General features: G+C 64.8%; 9 protein-coding genes. 5 read left to right on the top strand and 4 right to left on the bottom strand.

Going from position 1 to position 14,241, the window contains the following annotated elements; genetic code table 11:
• Positions 1 to 294: 294 nt before the first annotated feature.
• From GZ092_RS02060 to GZ092_RS02050, 3 genes are all read right to left on the bottom strand, one after another.
• On the bottom strand, positions 295 to 4,344 hold the full coding sequence (locus tag GZ092_RS02060; RefSeq protein WP_293634058.1) for a GAF domain-containing protein: 4,050 nt from the start codon (positions 4,342 to 4,344) through the stop codon (positions 295 to 297).
• Between the two features lie 114 nt (positions 4,345 to 4,458).
• On the bottom strand, positions 4,459 to 5,712 hold the full coding sequence (locus GZ092_RS02055; protein WP_293634057.1) for an ABC transporter substrate-binding protein: 1,254 nt from the start codon (positions 5,710 to 5,712) through the stop codon (positions 4,459 to 4,461).
• A 154-nt stretch (positions 5,713 to 5,866) separates the two neighbouring features.
• Positions 5,867 to 6,781 carry a LysR family transcriptional regulator ArgP gene (locus GZ092_RS02050; RefSeq protein ID WP_293634056.1) on the bottom strand — a complete coding sequence of 305 codons (915 nt, stop codon included), beginning with the start codon at positions 6,779 to 6,781 and terminating at the stop codon, positions 5,867 to 5,869.
• Between the two features lie 109 nt (positions 6,782 to 6,890).
• Between GZ092_RS02050 and GZ092_RS02045 the strand changes: the two genes are divergently transcribed.
• The 4 genes from GZ092_RS02045 to GZ092_RS02030 all read left to right on the top strand — a co-directional run bounded on the left by GZ092_RS02045 (position 6,891) and on the right by GZ092_RS02030 (position 10,634).
• Positions 6,891 to 8,249 (top strand): D-amino acid dehydrogenase, encoded by a 1,359-nt coding sequence (locus tag GZ092_RS02045; RefSeq protein WP_293634055.1) that lies wholly within the window; start codon positions 6,891 to 6,893, stop codon positions 8,247 to 8,249.
• A 125-nt stretch (positions 8,250 to 8,374) separates the two neighbouring features.
• Complete coding sequence (locus tag GZ092_RS02040) at positions 8,375 to 8,677, top strand: hypothetical protein (protein WP_293634054.1); 303 nt, start codon at positions 8,375 to 8,377, stop codon at positions 8,675 to 8,677.
• A gap of 451 nt (positions 8,678 to 9,128) precedes the next feature.
• Complete coding sequence (locus GZ092_RS02035; protein ID WP_293634053.1) at positions 9,129 to 9,647, top strand: flavin reductase family protein; 519 nt, start codon at positions 9,129 to 9,131, stop codon at positions 9,645 to 9,647.
• A gap of 84 nt (positions 9,648 to 9,731) precedes the next feature.
• The gene (locus GZ092_RS02030) at positions 9,732 to 10,634 is read left to right on the top strand and encodes a DMT family transporter (RefSeq protein WP_293634052.1); all 903 of its coding nucleotides are present in this window, start codon (positions 9,732 to 9,734) and stop codon (positions 10,632 to 10,634) included.
• Between the two features lie 41 nt (positions 10,635 to 10,675).
• Here the strand turns inward: GZ092_RS02030 and GZ092_RS02025 are convergent, their stop codons facing one another.
• Complete coding sequence (locus GZ092_RS02025; protein WP_293634051.1) at positions 10,676 to 12,943, bottom strand: PAS domain-containing protein; 2,268 nt, start codon at positions 12,941 to 12,943, stop codon at positions 10,676 to 10,678.
• 513 nt (positions 12,944 to 13,456) lie between these two features.
• On the opposite strand from GZ092_RS02025, the gene GZ092_RS02020 reads away from it, so the two are divergent.
• Entirely contained in the window at positions 13,457 to 14,227 is a 771-nt protein-coding gene (locus GZ092_RS02020) for a histidine phosphatase family protein (protein WP_293634050.1), read from the top strand.
• Positions 14,228 to 14,241: the final 14 nt, after the last annotated feature.

Below are 14,241 nucleotides of genomic sequence, written 5' to 3'. Positions count from 1 at the left end.
CGAAAAGTGGCCCCGCCGAGGACAGTTTTCGCCGAATTTGCAGGCCAATAGCGCGCTATTGGACAAAAAGGCGGTGAAAAATGGACCGGTGCGGCCGCTTTGCAGCGCACGTCCTTCTGCCGCCCAGGCTCCTGGCACTGCGGCAAACCGATTGCAGACGGTTGAAATCGTCATGAATGCCACCAACCGGCTGACACGATTTTGCTATTCATAGCATAGCTGAACATGCCCTGCCAGTAAGCGACAAGGGCCTGAAAGACTTGAAGACTCCGCCCGGGAAACAGGTTTCCCAGGTCAGGCCGCCTCAGCGCCCAGGGTGAAATAGAACGTGGCGCCTTCTCCTTGCACCGACTCGGCCCAGACCCTGCCGCCATGGCGCGCCACGATGCGTTGCACTGTCGCCAGGCCGATGCCGGTGCCGGCAAATTCAGCAGTGGTATGCAGGCGCTGGAAAGCGCCGAACAGCTTTGGGGCATACGCCATGTCAAAGCCGGCGCCGTTGTCACGGACGAAATACACCGTCTCGCCCTCGGGGTCAACCATTTGGCCGAGCGTGATGCAGGTGCAGGCCTTGCGGGCGCTGAATTTCCAGGCATTGCCGAGCAGGTTGTAGAGCACCTGGCGGAGCAGGCGCGAGTCGCCCTGCGCCATGAGGCCGGGCTGCACCTGCAGGCGGCTCACCCGGCCCGGGTCGCGCTCCTGCTGGGCAGACAGCAGCGCCCTGGCCATGGCGCTCAGGTCCACCGTTTCCCAGGCCAGGCTCGAGCGCGACACGTGGGCCAGCGACAGCATGGCATCGATCAGCTCGCCCATCTGCCCGACGCCGGCGCGAATGCGCGCAAGGTAATGCTGGCTGCGCTCGGTCATCGGCGTTGCGCCCTGGCCGGCGATCGATCTGGCCAGCAAGCTGCTGAAGCCATTGATGCTGCTCAGCGGGCTGCGCAAGTCATGCGAGACCGAATAGGAAAACGCCTCCAGCTGCTCATTGGCAAACTTCAGCTGCGCCGTGCGCTGCTGCACCCGGTCTTCAAGGCTGGCATTGAGCAGCAGGATTTCTTCGCGCGCCTGGCGGCGCTCGCGAATGTCGGTGTTGACGATCAGCACGCCGTTGACCTGCCCACTGGCATCGCGCACGACGGTCCCGCGCATCTCGACATATACCGGCGAGCCGTCGCAGGCGGCCTGTTCCACCTCGCCGGTCCAGTCGCCCCCGGCCGCCTTGATCTGTTCGATGGCGGCGGTCAGGACCTGCGGGTCTCGGTACATCAGCGTCTGCAGGGTCTTGCCCAGCACCTGCTCCGCCGGCCAGCCGTAGAGGCGCTCCGCGCCTTTGCTCCAGAAGCGGATGCTCAGGTCCAGGTTGCGCACCACAATGGCACCCGGCGCCAGGTCGATCAGCGACGCCTGCTCATGCAGTCGCGCCGCTGTTTTGCGCTCCGCCTCTTCACTGCGCTTCTGCTCCAGCCGGGTACGCAGGCTGACGATGCCAAAGGCCAGATTGTCGGCCAGCTCCTGCAAAAGCCGGACCTCTTCGGAGGTAAACCGCTGAAGCTCGCCGGCATACAGGCACAGCACGCCAAAACTGTGTTGTTGGCTGCACAAAGGCAACGCGAGGGTGCTGCAATACCCGCGCTTTATCGCCGCCGCACGCCAGTGAAACCCGCTGTCCAGCTGGCTGACATCGTCGGTTTGCTGCGGCAACCCGGTGCGAATGGCCCGGCCCGCCGGCCCGCGACCTTCCGGAAGGTCGTCGCGCCAGTACAGCCTGATGGCTTCCAGGTAGCCTTGCTCGGCGCCCGCATGGGCCGCCGGCTGGATGGTTTTTTCCTCGTCATCGTTGGCAAAGCCCACCCAGGCCATGCGGTAGCCGCCGACTTCCACCGCCACGCGGCACACCTCGGCCAGCAAGGCGGCTTCGTCATGAATGCGGTTGATGGCTATGCCTGAACGGCTCAGCATCTCCAGTGCCCGGTGGGTAGCGGCCAGCGCCATCTCGGCCAGCTTGCTGTCGGTGATGTCGCGTACGGTGCCCACCACGCGCTCTAGTTCGCCTGTATCGTTGAACACTGGGTAGGAGCGGTCGCGCAGCCAGCGGATCTGGCCGTCCGGCGGACAAATGCGGTACTCCACGCTGGAATTTTTTCCGGCTTCATTGAGCGCATTGGCCAGTGCCAGCACCGGCAGGTCTTCGGGCAGAACGGCGTCGACCTGGGAGCCCGGTGTGGCGTACAGGCTCTCACAGCTCCGGCCCCAGACTTTTTCATAGCCCGGGCTGACATAGCGCACCCGGCCCTGGCGGGCATCGACGTTGTAGAACACGTCCTCGATGTTTTCGGCCAGTTCGCGAAAGCGCGCCTCGCTGCCGACCAGCGCTTCCTCGGCGCGCGCGCGCTCCAGCGCCAGCCGCGCCAGCCGGGTGGCCGCATCGATCAGCAGCTGGTCGGCAGGCTGCGGCCGGCCCGGGGTGCGGCGGTAGATGGCAAAGGTGGCCAGCACTTCACCATCCGTTGCCACAACCGGCGTACTCCAGCAGGCCAGCAGCCCGTGGGTGGCCAGCAGCCCCTGGAAACCCTGCATCAGCGGGTCGTGCCGAACGTCCTCGACGATGACGCTTTCGCGGCGAAAGGCTGCGGTTCCACAGGCGCCGGTGCCTTCGGCGATTCTCAGGCCGTCGAGGGCCTGGACGAAGGCTGGCGGCAGACTGGGCGCAATGGCCTGGCACAGCTGCTCGCCCTGCGTCATCAGCATGGAGCACAGGCTGTCCGGTGCGCTGCTTTCGATCAGCCGGAGGATGGCATCCATCGACTCGCGCACCGGCGCGCCGCCGGCGATCAGGACCAGCACTTTTTCCTGGGCCAGGGCGAAGCTTTCTGCCGCCTTGACCTCGGTGACATCGACAAACACTGCCAGGGCGCCGACCTGCAGGCGCTCGGCGCCGAGCAACGGATGGGTGCTCATGCGCAGGATGCGGTCGTGCGTGCCCGGCCGGGAGAGCAGCATATCCCGGTTGTCGATGCGGGCGCCCGCGAGGGTCTGGGTCAGCGGCCCGTTCGAATGCAGGCTGCTTCCATCGAGCGGGGTGAGCGGGCTGGCGTGCCGCCACTCGCTGAACAGTGTGTCTTCGCCGGGCGCGGGAAAGAGCGTGCGCGCGGTCTGGTTGAACTGCAGGAAACGGTCCTGGGTGTCGATGGCGATCACGCCTTCGCTCATGCTGTTGAGGATCAGGTCGAGCATGGCGCGCTCGGCATCGGCCTGGTGCAGTGCAGCATCCAGTTCGCTGCGCTGCGCCTGCAGCGAGGCGGCCATGCGGTTAAAGGCAAGCGCCAGCCGGCCCATCTCATTCTGCGGCGATCCTTCCAGGATGACACGCGCCAGAAAGTTGCCACGGGCGATTTCGTTGGCTCCCTTCAGGATGGCATTGGCCGGATTGACCACCAGGCGCCGGCCCATCGCCAGGGCACAGGCCATGCCCAGGGCGGCCATGCCCAGCAGGGCGGCCAGATCAGCCATCAGCAGCGTGCGCGGCGTGGCGACCAGGATGGCGCGCGGAACGCTGATGGCCACGAACAGCCCGCCGCCCGATCCGCCAACGGGCGCATACGCATACACCTGCTCGACGCCGCTGCCATCGGTCGCCTGGCCCACGCCCGGCTGCCCCGACCGGGCCGCGCCCAGCACCACCGGATCCCGCTCCCGGCTGCCGGCCAGACCGGCAGCCGGATGGGATGCCAGGACAATGCCGTGGCGGTCGATCACCCGCAGTTGCGCGCCTTCCAGGATATTTTCTGTCGCAATGACTTCGGCAAACTTCGTGACATCCACGGCGGCAAAGGCCACGCCGTTGAGGACGCCCTGGTCGCTGTACACCGGCATGCCGAACGCCACGCCAGGCCGGCCGCTTGAGCGGGAAATGGTGTAGTCGCCGACTGAAAAAGTCCGCTGCTCAAGCGCCTGGGTAAAAAAGGTCCGGTCGCCGATATAAACATCGGCAATGGGACTGGCTGCATGGCAGGACAGCTTGCCGTTCAGGTCCACAACGCCGAGGTTGGAATACGCCGTGTCCTGCGCTTGCAGGTTTTTCAGGTACTGCACGCACAGGCGGTTTCGCGTGTCCTTGATGGAAGGGCCGCTGGCGATGTCGCCGAGCAGTTGGGCGGCCCGTTCCACCAGGCGCTGCTGTTGCGCCGCCGCCAGCAGCGCCTCGGACTGCAGACCGGCCTGGGCCAGCGCCAGCACGTTCTGCTGGTTTTTTGCCGCCGACCAGGCGAACAGCCCAAACACCGGCAGCAGCGCCGCCAGCATCAGCAGCACCAGGCTGGAACGAAGACCGGGCCGGATCAACATCGGCAATTTCCGTGCGGGGTGAGTGAAGGATTCGCGAAACAGGATGCGGACATGGGGTCGGGCGAACGCCTGTGATCAACGCGTGGCGGGGTCCGGCAGACAGGCGCCCCGGGCTTACTGCTTGCGCTGCACAAACAGGTTGCGCTTGGCGTCTTCGGGGTAGGCAAAGGTCACCGCGCCATTCTTCACCATGCCCATCACCAGCATGTTCTGGGTGGTGGCATCCTTGTCCTGCTTGCTGAAGGGCTGCTCGTAGGTGGCGGTGACGCCGTAGTACGTGCGGTTACGGCTTTCCAGCGTCGCCTTGATGGCCGGGCCGGTGAGCTTGCCGTCGCGAATGCCGAACAGCGAATAGACCAGCACGTACACCGCGTCATAGCCCTGCGCCGCCGCCATCGGGACCGGAATCTTCTTGACTTTGTACTTGCGCGCATAGCCGGTCAAAAACGACGCCCGGCGCTCGTTGCTGGGTTCGGCGATGAAGGTCTGCGCCATCAGTGCGCCCTCGGCGGCCTCCTTGCCCCCGTCGATGAAGAATGGAAACGACAGTGTCCAGCCGCCGACCTGCGGCACCTTCCAGCCCATCGACTGGCGGCCCCGGGCAATCACCGCGTTTTCCGGGCCGACGGTGTAGCTGAAGATCACATTGGCGCCGGCCGTCCGGGCCGCCTTGAGTTCTTCGCCCAGGTCCTTCACCCCCAGCGCAAACCGGGCCACATGCACCGGCTTGAGTTGCCTGGCCGCCAGCGCGGCTTCGACATCCTTCAGGCCGGCTTCGCCGTAGCCGGTGGTGTCGGCAAAGATGGCCACCTTGTCCCAGCCGCGCTTGACGATGTCCTCGACCACGAAGGGCGCCTGGATGGCGTCGCTGGGCGAGGTGCGGAAGATGTAGCTTTCGGCTGCGGGGTATTTGGCGGTGAGCGGCTTTCCGGTGGCGCACGGAATGATCAGCGGCAACTGACTCGTCTGGTACACCTCCAGCGACTTGGCGGCCACGCCGGTGTTGCAAAAGCCGATGGTGGCCACGACCTTTTCAGCAACCAGTTCCTGCGACAGTTTCAGGCCGGTGTCGGGATTGGCCTGGTCGTCCTTGCGCACGATCTCGATCTTGCGGCCCAGGTAGCCGCCGACGGCATTGATTTCATCGACCGCCTGCAAGATGCCGTTGAGCATCGGCACGCCGAAGTCCGCCGACCCGCCGGTGAACGGACCGATGACGCCAATCTTCAGGGTATTGGCGGGTGCGCCCTGCGCGCCTGTCACCGGAACAGTCTGCCCACGGGCAGGCATTGAAATCGTCAACGCGGCCACAAGGGCCGCTGCAATTCCGGTCACGGCACGCAGGCCGGTAGAGCGCAAAAAAAGCATTGAATTTCTCCTGAGGTACCCGAGTATATGAAACAACATGTATGGAACCCCCGGGTTTCGAACCGCCAAGAAACCAGCAGCTTGTCAAGGTCATCGTCGGGTACAGCCTGTAGCGGATCAGACCCTCTCGCGGTGCATGATGCAACACCCGTATTCAGGCGGACAGCGCCACTTCAGCCGACCGGGTCAGTGCGCAGGTCAGGGCATCGAGCACTTCGGACTCCAGGTTCCAGCAATGCCAGTAGAGCTGGATGGGCAGTACGCAGGAAGGCGCCAGGTTGACCAGCAGACCCTGATCCAGAAGCGGCTGCGCCAGCAGGCGCGGCAGCACGCTCACGCCCCAGCCGGCCAGCACGGCGCGCACCTGGCCTTCGGACGAAGGCACGAACAGCTGGTTCAGCATGACGCGCTTCAAGCCAAAGGCCTGGCCGACAAACTCGCTCTGCATGTCGTCCTTGCGGTTGAAGGCGACGAAGGCAATCTCGCGAAAGTTGTGCGCCGTCAGCGCCTTGCCGCCGAGCCGCTCCTGCGCCAGCGCGGGCGTGGCGACGGCGACATATTCCATCGCGCCGAGCGGCACCACCTTGCAGCCGCGCAACGCCTGTTTGAGCGTGGTGACGCAGCCCAGCACCTGGCCCTGGCGCAGCCATTCCTGCGTGAAGTCCTGGTCGTCGGTGACGATTTCCATCGGCAGGCCCGACTGCGCCAGCCCGGTCAGCGCCGGCAGCGCCCAGGTGGCGATGCTGTCGGCATTGATGGCAATGGAAATGCGCTCTTCCTCGCGCGCGCCGCGCAGCGAACTGGGCGCGAGTTCCTTCAGGTCGCGCTCCAGGTCGGCGCGCAGCAGGCGCAGCATGCGCGTGTGCTTGAGCAGCAACTGCCCGGCCGAGGTGGCCTTGAGCGGCCGGCTGCGTACGATAAGCACCGTGCCCACCTGGGCTTCGAGCGCACGCAGCCGCTGCGACACCGCCGACTGGGTGATCGACAGACGCCGCGCGGCGCGCTCAAAGCCGCCCTCCTCCACGATGGCCGCCAGGCATTCCAGCGCGTCCGGGTCAAAAGTGCTCATGGGGAGGGCTTTCAGTATTAGTGGGCCTGATGATTTAGCTGACAGTTTAATTTGACTGTTATAAGCCGCCAAGCTCCTGCACACTTGCGCTTTGCACAAGGGGAACGGCATGAAGGTTGTGGTTTTGGGCGCAGGCATCATTGGCGTGAGCACCGCCTGGCATTTGCTGCAGCGCGGGCACGAGGTCACGGTGGTCGACCGGCAGCCCGACGCCGCGCTGGAAACCAGCTTTGCCAATGCCGCGCAGATTTCCGTCAGCTACTGCGAGCCCTGGGCCAACCGCGACGCGCCGCTGAAGGCGCTGAAATGGATGTTCCGCGACGATGCGCCGCTGCTGTTCCGGCCCCGCATGCCGTTTGGCGAAGGCTGGCAGCAATGGCGCTGGGGACTGCAGTTCCTGGCGCAGTGCAACGATGCCGCCTTCGAGCGCAATGTGCAGCAGCTCGTCGCCCTGGGCGCCTACAGCCATGCCGCGCTCAAGGACGTGGTGCAGTCCACCGGCATCGACTACCACCGGCTGGAGCGCGGCATTGCCCACTACTACACCGAGCAGAAATCGTTCGACACCGCAGGCGACGCCGCCGCGCTGATGCGCAAGTACGGCGTGGCGCGCCGGGTGGTGTCCACCGCCGAATTGCTGAAGATCGAGCCGGCCCTGAGCCAGTTTGCCGACCGCATCGTCGGGGGCACCTACACCGCCAGCGACGAAAGTGGCGACGCCCGCGTTTTTACCCAGTCGCTGGCCCGGCGCTGCGCCGAACGCGGTGCTCAGTTCTTGTACAACCACGACGTGCTGCGGCTGGAAAAAGCTGGCAATGCTATTGAATCCGTAGCTGTACGCGCCCGTCCATCAAGCGCAAACGGCATAAAAGATGCGCAATTGACGCACTTGAAGGCCGATGCGGTGGTGGTGGCCTGCGGCTCCTACAGCGCGCCGCTGCTGCGCAGCGTCGGCGTGGACCTGCCGATCTACCCGGGCAAGGGCTACAGCGCCACCTTCAGGCTTCTCAAGCCCGAGCTGGCGCCGTTTGTCAGCACCATCGACGACGAGGTCAAGTGCGCCATCAGCCGGCTCGGCAACGAGTTGCGGGTGGCCGGAACCATCGAGGTCGGCGGCTACGACCTGTCATTGGACACGCCGCTGGCCAGGGCCAGGTGCCGCATGCTGGCCCAGCGCATCGAGCAGGTGCTTCCCGGCGTGTGCGACACGCGGCTGGAAGAAGAAGGCGGACAGCCGAACTTCTGGACCGGCCTGCGCCCGGCCACGCCGACCAACATTCCCTACATCGGCAAGACCAAAGTCGGCCGGCTGTGGGTCAACGCCGGCCACGGCACGCTGGGCTGGACGCACGGCGCGGGCTCGGGCAAGGCCATGGCCGAGTTGATCAGCGGCGAGGAGCCGGCCATGGCTTTCGGCTTTTACGGCTACGAGCACGGCCGCCGCCAGCCCGGGTTTTCCGCTGCCTGAGGCTTTTGCTTGCGCTGCGCACGCTGACGGTTTGCTTCGGCAGCGTCCGCAGGGTCATCTTTTCCTACAGCTGCTGCTTTTTCAGGCTGACAGCCGGTACGCCACAATTCAGCGACAGTGGGAACATGACCACCCAAAAATCCCACACCTCACCTGCCAACACCCCTGACCAGCCGGCCGCCGGCAAGGGCATGCCGGCCAAGGACCCGCAAGCGCAAGCGTCCATGGTCGGCAAGCAGCCCGACCTGAAGGACGCCTCGGCTTCGGACCAGCTGGAGTTGCCCAGCGACCGCGACCAGGCGCAGGACATGACCAGCAGCCAGTCCAGCCCGCACATCGAGCAGGCCGCCAAGGATCTGAAGGATGGCAAGAAGGACACCAGCAAGGCGCCTGAAATGGACGCAGCCTACAAAAAGCAAAAGCCCTGACGCAACACGCAGCCGGGGACGAAGCGCAAGCACTGCCGCCCCAAGCCTGGCCGGTGGCGCGCAGGCCTTGGGTCGCTTGGGATTGAGCAGTCAATAACTTCCCGTCCGTCATTCCCGCGAAGGCGGAAATCCGGTAACGACATTTGCAAAGGTCATGCGCGCGGCCCTGGATACCCGCCTTCGCGGGGAGGACGGCTGGTTTTGTGTCAAGCGCTCTGCACCATCAGGCATTGCCTGAAAATTAAATTTTTCTGATCAAATCATCGTTTTACGCTGTTTCTGTATAGCTCGTCAGCTATTTAAAAGGTAGCGCCATGGATTTTTAACCCGTCTTTTTCCGCTGCTGGCCGGACTTTTTGCGATGTCAGGGCGGGCCGGCTTGCGCGTGCCCGCCTCCGGCGCAAACCCCGAAGCCTGCGCCTGCCACCGGCATCAGTTAAATTAGTCCCCTATGTTGCCCCTCTCCCCCCTTCGCAAAGCGAGCAGCCCGAGCTTTTCGCCCCGGGAATTCCGCGCCTCGCTGGCGATGTTTGCCACCGGCGTGACCATCGTCACGGCACGCACGCCGGCCGGCGTGCTGGTCGGCCTGACCGCCAATTCCTTCAATTCGGTGTCGCTCAACCCGCCGCTGGTGCTCTGGAGCCTGTCGCAAAGCGCCAGCTCGATGGCAGCGCTCAGCACCGGCTCACACTACGCCATCAACATCCTGTCGGCCAGCCAGAAAGAGCTTGCCGAACGTTTTGCCAGCCGGTATGAGGACCGCTGGACGGATGTGGCCTTCACCGAAGGCGCCAGCGGCGCGCCCTTGCTGACCGGATCGGCCGCCACCTTCGAATGCTTCAACCGCAGCCGTTACGAGGAAGGCGACCATGTGATCTTTGTCGGCGAGGTCGAGCGCTGCAGCCACCAGGCCGGCGCAGCGCCGTTGCTGTACCACGGCGGCAGGTTCTACACCGAACACCCCCTCTAACCGGGCCTCCGGCCTGTCGGCTGGCCTGGCCGGCAGACGGATTCCGCCCGCGTTTTTTGCGTTTTCCAATGCCCCGGATTCTTCATGATTGAACGAAAAACCCACCTCGACACCCTGGCGGTTTCGCTGCTGCTCGGCTGCTGCCTGTTCTGGGGCCTGCAGCAGGTGTTGATCAAGGCCACGCTGGCCGAAATACCGCCGATGTTCCAGGCCTCACTGCGGCTGGTGGGCGCCACCCTGCTGCTCTGGGGCTGGTGCGCCTGGCGCCGCATTCCGCTGTTCAGCCGCGACGGCTCGCTGGCGGCGGGGCTGCTGGCAGGTGCGCTGTTTGGCGGTGAATTTGCCTGCATCTACCTGGGCCTGCAATACACCACCGCGTCGCGGCTGACGGTGTTTTTGTACACCTCGCCGTTCTGGGTGGCGGTGCTGGTGCCGTTCTGGGCGCATTCCGAAAAGCTGCGCGGCCTGCAGTGGGTCGGGCTGCTGTGCGCCTTCGTGGCGGTGGTTTTTGCCCTGCGCGAAGGCTTTTCCGGCGGCGCGGCATCGACCGTTCGCGGCGACCTGCTGGCGCTGGCGGCAGGCATGCTGTGGGGCCTGACGACGGTGGTGATCCGCGCCTCCCGGCTGGTGAAGATTTCGGCGGAAAAGCTGCTGTTCTACCAGCTGGCCGTCAGCGCCGCCACTTTCCCGGCGGTGTCACTGGGGCTGGGCGAGGCCTGGGTCTGGCACTTCAGCCCGTTTGCGCTGGCCTCGCTGGGCGTGCAGACGGTGATTGGCGCGTTTGCCAGCTACCTGGCGTGGATGTGGATGCTGGGCCGCTACCCGGCCACGCAGATTTCAACCTTTGTGTTTTTCACGCCGCTTTTCGCGCTGCTGTTTGGCGCGCTGTGGCTGGGCGAGGCAGTCACGCCCAGCCTGCTGGCAGCGCTGGCCACGGTGGCGGCAGGCATCATGCTGGTCAACCGCAGGCCGCGCGCCGCAGCCTGAGCGACGGGGCGCCGGGACGCGAAGCCGCAGGCAAAGCCTGGTCATGCATGCGCAATGGCCGGCTGGCTCTGGCGACTGGCCTGCTCGGTCACTTGCGCCAGCCAGGCCTCCAGCTGGCTTGAGTCGATGGGCTTGGCAAAGTGAAAGTTGAAGCCCGCCGCAAAGGCGGCCTGCTTGTCCTTGGGCTGGCTGTAGCCAGTCACCGCCGCCAAGACTGCGGTCTGCATGCCGGGGATCAGGCGCAACTGGCGCGCCAGCGTGTAGCCATCCATGTCGGGCAGGCCGATGTCGAGCAGGCACAGGTGCGGCAACACCTGGCGGGCGCATTCAATCGCATCAGCGGGATGAAATTGCACGAACACTTCATGCCCGAGCAGTTCGACGAGCATGCCCAGCAGGCGCGCCGCATCGACGTTGTCATCGACCACCAGGATGCGCAGTGAATGGCGTGCGGGGCGGGAAGACGCATCGCCAGCATCGACGCAGCGTTGTTGTGCCTCTTGCGGCAGGCGCGGCAGAACCACCGTCACTTCGCTGCCCATGCCCATTCCGTCGCTTTGCATCTTGACGGTTCCGCCATGCAGCTGCACCAGACTGCGGACCAGCGCCAGGCCGATGCCCAGCCCGCCCTGTGAACGGTCGGAGCTTCTTTCGCCCTGGGTGAACAGTTCGAAGGCGACGTCCAGCAGTTCGCTGGACATGCCAATGCCGTTGTCACGCACGCGAAGCGTCAGGTGGCCGTCGTCCGCCAGCATCCGCAGGTCGATCCGGCCGCCGTTGGGGGTGTACCGGATGGCGTTGCCGAGCACATTGACCAGCACCTGGACCAGCCGCAGCCTGTCGCCCATCACCTGGGTGGGTTCCGGCGACAGCTGGATGTCCAGATGGTGCGCCTTGGCCTCCAGCAGGGGGCGAATCTGCTCCAGTGCCTCGGTGGCAATGCTTTTCAGGTCGACCGGCTGCCGATCCAGCTTCACCTGGCCCCGGGTGACGCGGGACACGTCCAGCAGGTCGTCGATCAGGCGGGTCATGTGCCTGGCCTGGCGAGAAATCACTTCGCTCAGCTGCCACACGCCGGCTTGATCCAGCGTGCCCCTGGACAGCAGGTCGGCGGCGGTTGCAATCGGCGCCAGCGGGTTCCTGAGCTCATGGGCCAGCATGGCCAGGAACTCGTCCTTGAGCCGGTCCGCATGCTGCAGACCCTGCTGCGCCAGCTTTTGCTCATGAATGTCGGTGCAGGTCCCGATCCAGCGAACGATCACGCCCTGCGCGTCGCGCACCGTCCGGGCGCGGCCCAGGACCCAGCGGTACTGGCCGGAGTGGTGGCGCAGGCGGTGTTCGATCTCGTAGGACTCGCCGGTGGCCAGGCAGTGGCGCCATTTTTTCATCACCTGCGCCCGGTCCTCGGGATGAAACAGCGCCGTCCACGCCCTGCCGTCGATGGTGCCGTGCGCAACGCCGGTGTAGTCATACCACTGCTGGTTGCAGTAGTCCAGGAATCCGTCAGGCTGCGTGCCCCAGACGATCTGCGGTATGGCATTGGCGATCGTGTGGTACTTGAAGACAGTCTGACGCAACTGGTCGTCGGCGCGGGCGTGTTCGGTGATGTCATTGCCCTCGATGAAGACGCCGCTGACGACTCCTTCGGGACTGGTAATGGGCTGAAAAATGAAATCGATGAGGCGCCGCTCGGGCTGGCCCTTGGCATGCCGCAAAAAAATCACCGGCATCCGGGTCCCGATGAAGGGCTTGCCGGTGGCATAGACCTCATCGAGCAGCGCGCCATAGTCCTGGCCCTCGACCTTGCGGCCAATCTCCCGAAAAGTCTTGCCGACCACCTCGTCGCGTCCGACCAGCCGCAGGTAAGCGCTGTTGGCCAGTTCATACACGTGGCCGGGCTCGCGCACCACGGCCATGAAGCTGGGCGCCTGCTCAAACATGCTGTAGAGCCACTGCGTTTCGCTCCGGCGGGGTTTTTCCGGCGGCGCCTTGGCAGTGGCTTGCGCCAGCGCGCAATACAGCCCGGCCACCGTGCCGTCGGGACCATCGACGGGCGCCGACGAAAAACTGAAGCAGGCCGTTTCGTCCGCGCCGTTGCGGCGCAGCAGCAATGGCGTGCACTCCAGATCAACCGCCTGCCCGGAAAGGGCCGGCTTGACCAGCCGCTCCATGTCGGGCCACACCTCGTAAAGGGGCCGGCCCAGCGCCGCCGTATGCTTTTGACCCAGGAGGTTCAGGCAAGCGTCGTTGCACAGCAGGCACAGCTCGGGACCCCAGGCGACAAATACCGGCGTTCTGGAACGCAGCATGAGGGCGACAACGGTCTGGAGCGCTTGCGGCCAGTCTTGCGGGTGACCAAGCCGCGAGTTTGCCCAGTCATGGCTGCGCATCACCGCCCCCGCTGTGCCACCGTCCCTCAAAAAGCCGGGAGATATTTTTAATTCTTGAGTCAAAATTTGATTTTTTCAACCAAGTTGATAACGTTACATAGAACGTATGCTAATCGAACATGGCCGTATCGGTACGGCTGGCGCCATTTGAATTGCTTTAAAAAAGCCGCTTTTGTGACTTCCGCCATACCCGACCCGTCAGTGATCCGGATGCCGCGAAACACCTGAACAATTCTCGTCTTCAGGATTCTAGGGATGAACCGGTATTGTCGAGGTAGCGGGACGGTGGCGGTGCCGGCGCTTCAGTGCGCTCCTGCATCAAACGGTCCACCGTCTGACAGGCAGCAAAAGAAAAGCTGGTTATCTTGCACGCATGAGTTCATTGCGCATTCACACCACGGGCATGGCGAGCGGCACTGAAAGGCAGGCACCATGACGCCCACGCTGCCGCAGATGCTGTGGGTGGTGCGCCACGGCCAGAGCGCCGGCAATGTGGCGCGCGATGCGGCCGAAGCCAATGGCCTGCATGTCATCGACATTCCCACGCGCGACATCGACGTGCCACTGTCGGACCTGGGCCGGCGCCAGTCGCAAAGCCTGGGCCACTGGTTTGGCAGCCTGCCGCTGCAGGAACGGCCCCAGGTGCTGCTGTGCTCGCCGTATGTCAGGGCGCGGCAAACGGCGCAGTTGCTGCTGGACAGCGGCGGCATCACGCAGGCCGTCAGGCTGCGCATGGACGAACGCCTGCGGGAAAAGGAGTTCGGCATCCTGGACCGCCTGACGCACCTGGGCATCACCCGGAAATACCCGGAACTGAGCGAGCAGCGTGGTCATGTCGGCAAGTTCTACTTTCGCCCGCCGGGCGGCGAAAGCTGGTGCGACGTGATCCTGCGGCTGCGCAGCCTGCTGGAAATGGTGACGCGCGAATATGCCGGCCAGCGGGTGCTGGTGGTGGCCCACCAGGTGATCGTGAACTGCATGCGCTACCTGGTCGAGCAGATGGACGAGGCCACCATCCTGGGCATCGACCGGCTCGGCGATGTTCCCAACTGCAGCGTCACCTCATACCGGACCGTGGGCGACGACGACGGCAATGACCAGCCCCGGCATGTACTCGACCTGGTGAACTTTCTGGCGCCGCTGCTGGAAGAAGGCACGCCGGTGACTTACGAGCCCGATATGCCGGTGGCACCCAGCCCCTGAACCTGGTTGCCTGC

Source organism: Polaromonas sp., from assembly GCF_010365105.1.
GTDB lineage: Bacteria > Pseudomonadota > Gammaproteobacteria > Burkholderiales > Burkholderiaceae_C > Polaromonas.
This window is presented reverse-complemented; position numbering and strand designations above follow the sequence as displayed.

What these genes read in the sequence shown, in the direction of transcription:
- GZ092_RS02060 (WP_293634058.1), bottom strand. Translation starts at nt 4,344, where the DNA reads ATGTTGATCCGGCCCGGTCTTCGTTCCAGCCTGGTGCTGCTGATGCTG.
- GZ092_RS02055 (WP_293634057.1), bottom strand. Translation starts at nt 5,712, where the DNA reads ATGCTTTTTTTGCGCTCTACCGGCCTGCGTGCCGTGACCGGAATTGCA.
- GZ092_RS02050 (WP_293634056.1), bottom strand. Translation starts at nt 6,781, where the DNA reads ATGAGCACTTTTGACCCGGACGCGCTGGAATGCCTGGCGGCCATCGTG.
- GZ092_RS02045 (WP_293634055.1), top strand. Translation starts at nt 6,891, where the DNA reads ATGAAGGTTGTGGTTTTGGGCGCAGGCATCATTGGCGTGAGCACCGCC.
- GZ092_RS02040 (WP_293634054.1), top strand. Translation starts at nt 8,375, where the DNA reads ATGACCACCCAAAAATCCCACACCTCACCTGCCAACACCCCTGACCAG.
- GZ092_RS02035 (WP_293634053.1), top strand. Translation starts at nt 9,129, where the DNA reads ATGTTGCCCCTCTCCCCCCTTCGCAAAGCGAGCAGCCCGAGCTTTTCG.
- GZ092_RS02030 (WP_293634052.1), top strand. Translation starts at nt 9,732, where the DNA reads ATGATTGAACGAAAAACCCACCTCGACACCCTGGCGGTTTCGCTGCTG.
- GZ092_RS02025 (WP_293634051.1), bottom strand. Translation starts at nt 12,943, where the DNA reads ATGCTGCGTTCCAGAACGCCGGTATTTGTCGCCTGGGGTCCCGAGCTG.
- GZ092_RS02020 (WP_293634050.1), top strand. Translation starts at nt 13,457, where the DNA reads ATGACGCCCACGCTGCCGCAGATGCTGTGGGTGGTGCGCCACGGCCAG.